This window comes from Lentzea sp. NPDC060358 (genome assembly GCF_042725365.1).
Taxonomy (GTDB): Bacteria; Actinomycetota; Actinomycetes; order Mycobacteriales; family Pseudonocardiaceae; genus Lentzea.
In genome coordinates this window covers 1-6,478 of record NZ_JBHXCW010000344.1, presented here as the reverse complement: position 1 = coordinate 6,478, position 6,478 = coordinate 1, and the positions used below count along the sequence as shown (strand labels likewise).

Here is a 6,478-nt window from a genome sequence, read left to right as displayed (position 1 = left end):
TGTCCGAGCAGGACACCCGCCGACCGGTCAGCAAGAACTCAGTGACGGCCCCAGTTCGGGACGTCGTAGCCGTTCATCGTGACCTCGAACTGGTCGTACTTCGCCATCAGCGTCAGCAGCTCGTCCTCGGTGGGCTTGTTGCCGTCGGCGTACATCTCGGAGAGGCCCCGGAAGTACTCCTCGCGGTTGAGCGCGGGGGTGAAGATGATGAGCATCGTGGCCTGGTCCTTGTACGGGTTGTGGAACCCGTGCGACATCCCCATCGGCACGTTCACGTAGGTGCCGGGCGGCGCGGCGAACGACTTGCCGTCGAGGTGGAGCTCCACCATGCCGCTGAGCACGTAGAACGCTTCCAGCTGCTCGTTGTGCACGTGCGGCGAGGCGCCCGGCGCGTTGGGAGCCATCCGGTGCTCGTAGATGCCGAGCTTGCCGTCGGTCTCCTTGCCCTGCGCCTTGAAGGTGGTGTGCGTGGTGGTGCCGATCTGCACCGACTCGCCCTCGCCGGGAAGCAGGATGTTGGGCACTTGCGTCATGGCTGGTCACTCCTCGTTGATGGCTGCGTGCGTCTCGCCGGTGTCAGTCGTCGTGTCTTCCTGGTTGAACCACGAGAGGTACCGCTCGCCCGTGTCCGGGAAGACGGTGACCAAGTTCTTGCCCGCGAACTCCGGCCGGGCCGAGAGCACGCGGCAGGCGTGGGCGGCCGCGCCGGAGGAGACGCCGACCAGCAGCCCCGCCGTCCTCGCGAGCTCCCGCGCCGTGCGGTAGGCGTCCTCGTTGGACACGGCGAGGACCTCGTCGATCAGGTCCACGTCGGTCGTCGGCGCGACGAAACCGCCGTTGAGACCGGGGATGCGGTGCAGGCCGCCCCAGCCCTGGCTGAGCACGGGCGACCCCTCCGGCTCGACGGCGACCACGCGGATCGCGGGGTTGCGCTCCTTGAGGTACTTCGCCGTGCCGCTGAGCGTGCCGCCGGTGCCGACGCCGCAGACGAAGACGTCGACCTCGCCGTCGGTGTCGTTCCAGATCTCCGGGCCGGTGGTGGCGTGGTGCGCCGCCACGTTGTCGGAGTTCTCGTGCTGGCAGGCGAACCACGAGCCGGGCCGCTCGCGGTAGATCTCCTCGGCCTTGGCGATCGCGGCGACGTAGCCCTCCTGGTAGGGCGTCGTCACGATCTCCGCACCGAAGGCCTTGAGCAGCTGGATGCGTTCGCTGGTCGCGCTGTCCGGCAGCACGATCACGCACCTGTAGCCGCGTGCGGCGGCGATCGCCGCGAGGGAGATGCCGGTGTTGCCGGACGTCGCCTCGACGATCGTGCCCGAGCCGCGGACGAGCTGGCCGCGTTCCTCCGCGCCGTTGACCATGTAGAGCGCGGCGCGGTCCTTCACGCTGGACAGCGGGTTCGCCATCTCCAGCTTGGCGTAGAGGTGCGCGGTGGTGACTCCGAGGTCGAGTCTGACCGTGGGTGTGCCGCCGATCAGGTCCACGAGCGACTGGGCAGGCGGTCGTTTGACGAGGGGCTGACTGACTCGGGTCTCCACGAGCCCTCCGATCTGCAGGGTGAGATCACCAGCTGGGGAACACCGCCGCGCCCTTGTGCTTCTGGCCGGCGACCACGACGGACTGGCGGGGCTTGGCCGCCTTCGCCACGCCGCGGGTCGAGCGCAGGTTCGGGATCGAGAACGGCGCCAGGACCCGCGAGTCGGCGGGGACGTCGCGGATGACGAGCGCCTGGGCGCCCACCACGGAGTCGTGGCCGACGGTGACGGGGCCCAGGATCGTCGCGTTGGCCCCGACCACCACCCGGTCGCTGAGCTTCGGGTGGCGGCGCGAGCCCTCCGGCCGCTGGTTGTCGTGCCACCAGCCGACGGCACCGAGCGTCACCTGGTGGAAGATCGTCACGTCGTCGCCGATCTCGACCGTCTCGCCGATCACGACGCCCGCGCCGTGGTCGACGAAGAAGCCGCGGCCGATCGTGGCTCCGGGGTGGATCTCGATGCCGCCCGTGAGCAACCGGGACAGCACCATGACGAGACGGGCGCTGCGCCGGTGACCCCTCAGGTGCAGCCGGTGCGAGATGCGCCAGCCCCAGACCGCGATGACCGTCGGGTGCAGCAGCGCCTCGCTGCGCGACAGGATCGACGGGTCGCGGTCCATCACCATGTCGAGGTCGTCGGTGATCGTCCGGAGCAGCGCCCGCCCGGTCACCGGACCGCTCCCGCGGTCTCGGGGGTGCTCTTGCGCAGCTGGCCGAGCCGGTTCTCCGCGTAGGCCACGCCCACGAGGACCACCAGACCGCCCGCGATGAGGTTCCAGGTGATGTGCTCACCCAGGAACAGCACGCTGATCAGCACCGCGAACACCGGCACCACGTAGTTCACCGCCGAGGCCGTCGTCGCGCCCACGTCGCCGATGAGGCGGAAGTAGAGCACGTACGCCAGACCGGTGCTGAACAGGCCGAGGACCACGATGCTGAACGTCACCGAACCGGTCAGGTCCGGGACCCGCCAGTCGAGGAACGGCGTCACGACCGCCTGCAGCGCCGCCGCCGCGACGAGCTGCGACGCGGCCAGGGCCAGCGGCTTCAGGCCGAGCGGCGACAGGTACTTGCGGACGTACACGAAGCCGACCGCGTAGCTGATGGCCGCGCCGAAGCAGGCCAGCCGGCCGCTGAGCGAGCCCAGCGACTCGTGCCACGGGCCGACCAGCAGCACCACCCCGATGAAGCCGAGCCCCAGACCGATGGCCTTGCGCGGGGTGGCCCGCTCGGTCGGCAGGGCGGCCGTGGCCAGCGCCAGCGTCAGCAGCGGCGAGGCGCCGATGAGGACGCCCGCGATGCCGGCGCCGGTCGTCTTCTCGCCGTAGGACAGCAGCAGGAACGGGATCACGTTGCCGAAGAGGCCCGCGGCCCCGATGTGGCCCCAGACCTGGACGGACCGCGGCAGGGCGACCTTGCTGATCGCCGCGATCGAGAGGAGGACGGCCGCGCCCAGCACCAGTCTGGTGAGCACGAGCTGTCCCGGTGTCAAACCTTCGAGGGACACCTTGATGAAGGTGAAGCTGCTCCCCCACAGCAGTGCCAGCAGCAGGAAGCGCGCGACGGATGCCTTGTCCATTGCTTCTCGATTCGGGTCATCTGTCAGTAGTCCCGAAAACTTCACCATGCGTGACTAGTGGCGCGGTCGAGCCGCGGCTCCAGCGCTGGTGGAGCGCACCGAGGCAGGAAATGAACGAGACCAAACGGACACCGTTGTCCGTAGCTGTGCGTGATGATCGTTCCGGGTCAGCCGCTCACGGCGTCCAGGCCGCTCGCCTGGGTGCGCCAGTCGGCCTGGTTGGGGCTGCCCCCGGCCCAGCGCTGCCCGATCCGGTTCAGCGCGTCGCGGTCGTTCGTCCACACCGAGTCGGCCTGCCGGGCCGCGTACTGCCGGTACGCACCGGAGCCCGTGGCGCGCGCCAGGTCCTTCAGGAACCGCATGAAGATGCCCTTGAACTGCTTCTGGTTGTCGTCGCACGACGCCGTGGGATCGCACGACTCGGTGAGCACGCCGTCGCGGGTCAGCACCGCGCCGGAGATCGCCGAGTCGGCGAGGCGGCGGGACGCGTCGAGGTAGCGGGTGTCGCCGGTCAGCCGCCACACCTCGACGAACCCGCCGATCCCCAGCCCCTGGTTGTAGGTCCACACCGTCTGGCCGTTGTTGCGGCAGTCGCCGGTGAGCCCGTCGTTGACGAGGCCGGCGGACCCGATCAGGCCGCTGCCGAGGTACCAGTCCGCGGCGGTGCGGGCGCGCTGCGACCAGACGGTGTCGCCGGGCGTGCGGCGGCTGATCGACGCGGTGAGCCGCAGGTACTGGCCGTTCGTCACGGCGTTCTTGTAGGTGTGCTCGCGGTCCCACCAGACCCCGCCGCCGCACGTGCGGGTGTCCCAGTGCTGGTGCACGTAGTTCGCGATCGTCGTGGCCGTGGCGAGGTAGCGCTGGTCGCCGGTGCGGTCGTAGGCCGCCACCCAGGCGAGGCCCCACCACGCGCTGTCGTCGATCGACCGGCTGATGAAGTCGCCCTCCACCGGGTCGGTGCCGCGCCGGCCGGCCGCGAACGTGCCGCGGTTGACGTCGAAGGTCCGCGCGATCACCCAGTCGTGGTCGCGGACGCCCGAGTCCAGCACCGCGGTCAACGTGGTCGCCGAGTTCCACCAGCTCGACGGCCACCACGCGGCCGAGGGGTCGTAGGAGTACATCAGGGCGTCCGCGGCGGCACGCGGCCTGCTCGGCACCGGACGCGCCCACGCCGTGCAGCTGCCCTCGCTGTGCGCCGCCTCCCGGCCGCACGCGCGCACGGCTCCGCCGAAGTGGCGGCCGCGCGGGTCGCGGGTGGCGACCATCGTGGTGCGGGTGGACGTCGCCCCGGCCGGGATCGCGGTCCTGCCGAGCGACGACCCGGCGGGCCAGCTCGCGCCGCCGTCCCAGGAGCGGTCGAGCCAGACCTCGTCGCCCTGGCCACCGGCCTCGACGCCGGCCCAGGCCATGCCGTTCAGGTCGGTGTGCAGTCGGATCGTGCGGCCGTGCAACGTCGTGGGTGGCACGGGTTGTGCGTCGCCGTTGGCCTGGTTCGCGCCCGTGCGGTCGCACAGGACGTCGCACACCGTCGGGTAGATCCAGTCCGTGCAGGTCACCCCGGCGGCGTCACCGCACGCGCGGAGCAGGCCGCGCCGGTGGCCCACCGGGTCGGTGACGTTGTACATGAGCGTCCTGGTGCCGGTCCACGAGCCGGGGATGCTCGCCCTGCCGAGCAGGCCCTCCCAGCTCGCGCCGCCGTCCCACGACCGGTCGAGCCACACCGAGTCGCCGGTGACGCCGTTGTCGATGCTGCCCCAGGCCATGCCGTCGCGGTCGGAGACGTGCAGGACGACCCGGCGGCCGTTGAGCTGCTTCTCCGGCACCGGGAACGTCTCCTGGGCGGCGCGGGAGGGGTCGAGCGTGTCGCACGAGAGCACGCACACGACCGCCGCTGCCACGGCCGGTGAACCGGACGGCGGGCTGCTGGGCGGTGGTGCGGGCACGGGCGCCAACGCCACCAGGAAGGCCACGAGAAGGTTCAGCACACCGACCACCCCCGCGTACGTGGGAACGCTCTCATCGTCGTGACCCCGGTACGGCGAGGTCAACGGCGGGACGGATTCGTGTCCGGACAGGATTCGGCCCGGTTCGGTGGGCTTCCCCTGGTCCGTGTGGTCTACTTCCGGCCAGTTCCGCCCCGGCGCCGCGAACCGGCCGGGAAACCGGCGGAAAAAACTTCTGGAAAAAGTTGTTATCGCCGCTCACCTGGGACATCTCCTGATCAGAGGACCCGGAGGAAGTGGTGGGTGAGGTGGGCATGGCGGCAGTGCGGGAACCCGGCGTCGCGACGGTGGTGGCCGCGCGCGACGGTGACCAGCGCGCGCTCGACGACCTGGTGAGCGGCTACCTGCCCCTCGTCTACAACATCGTCGGCCACGCGCTCGGCGGGCACGAGGACACCGACGACGTGGTCCAGGAGACCATGCTGCGCGCGGTCCACGGCCTGTCGTCGCTGCGCGATCCCGCGGGGTTCCGGTCGTGGCTCGTCGTGATCGCGATGAACCAGATCCGCCTGCGGCACCGCGAACGCCAGCGCGTGCCGGTCACCGGTGAGATCGTCGAGGACATCGCCGACCCCGGCGCGGACTTCGTCGACCTCACGATCATGCGGCTGCAGCTGTCCGGGCAGCGCCGCGAGGTCGTGGCGGCCACCCGGTGGCTCAGCGCCGACGAGCGCGAGCTGCTGTCGCTGTGGTGGCTGGAGGCGGCCGGGCGGCTCACCCGCACGGAGGTCGCCAACGCGCTGGAGCTCACGCCGCAGCACACCGCCGTGCGCGTGCAGCGGGTCAAAGCCCAGCTCGACGCCGCGCGCATCGTCGTGCGGACACTGGAACGCACGCCGCGCTGCCCCGGGCTCGCCGACGTCGTGGCGGACTGGGACGGCGACCCGAGCGCGTTGTGGCGCAAGCGGATCGCCCGGCACAGCCGCGACTGCGCCCGCTGCGAGCGGGCCGGTCACGACCTCGCGTCCGTCGAGGGCCTGATCGCCCGGCTGCCGCTGGTGCCGCTGCCGGCGGCACTCGGGTTCGACCCGTCCGCCCTGGCCGGCACGCACGTGACGTTCTCGCAGGCCCCGGTCGACCCCGTCACGAGCGGCAAGCTGAGCCTGCTGCTCAAGGGGTCGCTGGTGAAGCCGATCGCGGCCGCGGCCGCCGCGGTGGTGTCGGGCATCGTCTCTCCTCGTAAGCGCGATTCGCGGGCAGGATTCGCCGGCAGGATTCGTCGGCATGAATCATCGGGCGCGATCGCATCCGTGCGCGGGAACTCCGTGCACGCAAACACCGCGAAGCGCACCGGGCATTCCCATGGACCGGGCCCGGTACCGGCATGGGAGGATCAAACCATTCCAACGTGACACAAAGGAG

The 6,478-nt window shown here is 70.9% G+C and carries 6 protein-coding genes; 1 reads left to right on the top strand and 5 read right to left on the bottom strand.

The features are described 5' to 3' along the window. Positions 1-38: 38 nt before the first annotated feature. The 5 genes from ACFWGZ_RS38475 to ACFWGZ_RS38455 all read right to left on the bottom strand — a co-directional run bounded on the left by ACFWGZ_RS38475 (position 39) and on the right by ACFWGZ_RS38455 (position 5,098). On the bottom strand, positions 39-533 hold the full coding sequence (locus ACFWGZ_RS38475) for a cupin domain-containing protein (RefSeq protein WP_330851254.1): 495 nt from the start codon (positions 531-533) through the stop codon (positions 39-41). Between the two features lie 6 nt (positions 534-539). Further along, complete coding sequence (gene cysK / locus ACFWGZ_RS38470) at positions 540-1,538, bottom strand: cysteine synthase A (RefSeq protein WP_382456524.1); 999 nt, start codon at positions 1,536-1,538, stop codon at positions 540-542. Between the two features lie 25 nt (positions 1,539-1,563). Continuing rightward, on the bottom strand, positions 1,564-2,205 hold the full coding sequence (epsC, locus tag ACFWGZ_RS38465; protein WP_382456523.1) for a serine O-acetyltransferase EpsC: 642 nt from the start codon (positions 2,203-2,205) through the stop codon (positions 1,564-1,566). Beyond that, complete coding sequence (locus ACFWGZ_RS38460; RefSeq protein ID WP_382456522.1) at positions 2,202-3,113, bottom strand: DMT family transporter; 912 nt, start codon at positions 3,111-3,113, stop codon at positions 2,202-2,204. Before ACFWGZ_RS38460 ends, epsC begins: the two co-directional genes overlap by 4 nt. Positions 3,114-3,280: 167 nt before the next feature. Next, complete coding sequence (locus ACFWGZ_RS38455) at positions 3,281-5,098, bottom strand: glycoside hydrolase family 76 protein (protein WP_382456521.1); 1,818 nt, start codon at positions 5,096-5,098, stop codon at positions 3,281-3,283. 272 nt (positions 5,099-5,370) lie between these two features. Here ACFWGZ_RS38455 and ACFWGZ_RS38450 point away from each other — a divergent pair, with 272 nt between their 5' ends. Beyond that, a complete protein-coding gene (locus ACFWGZ_RS38450) occupies positions 5,371-6,468 on the top strand; it encodes an RNA polymerase sigma factor (RefSeq protein ID WP_382456520.1) in 1,098 nt (365 codons plus the stop codon). Positions 6,469-6,478: the final 10 nt, after the last annotated feature.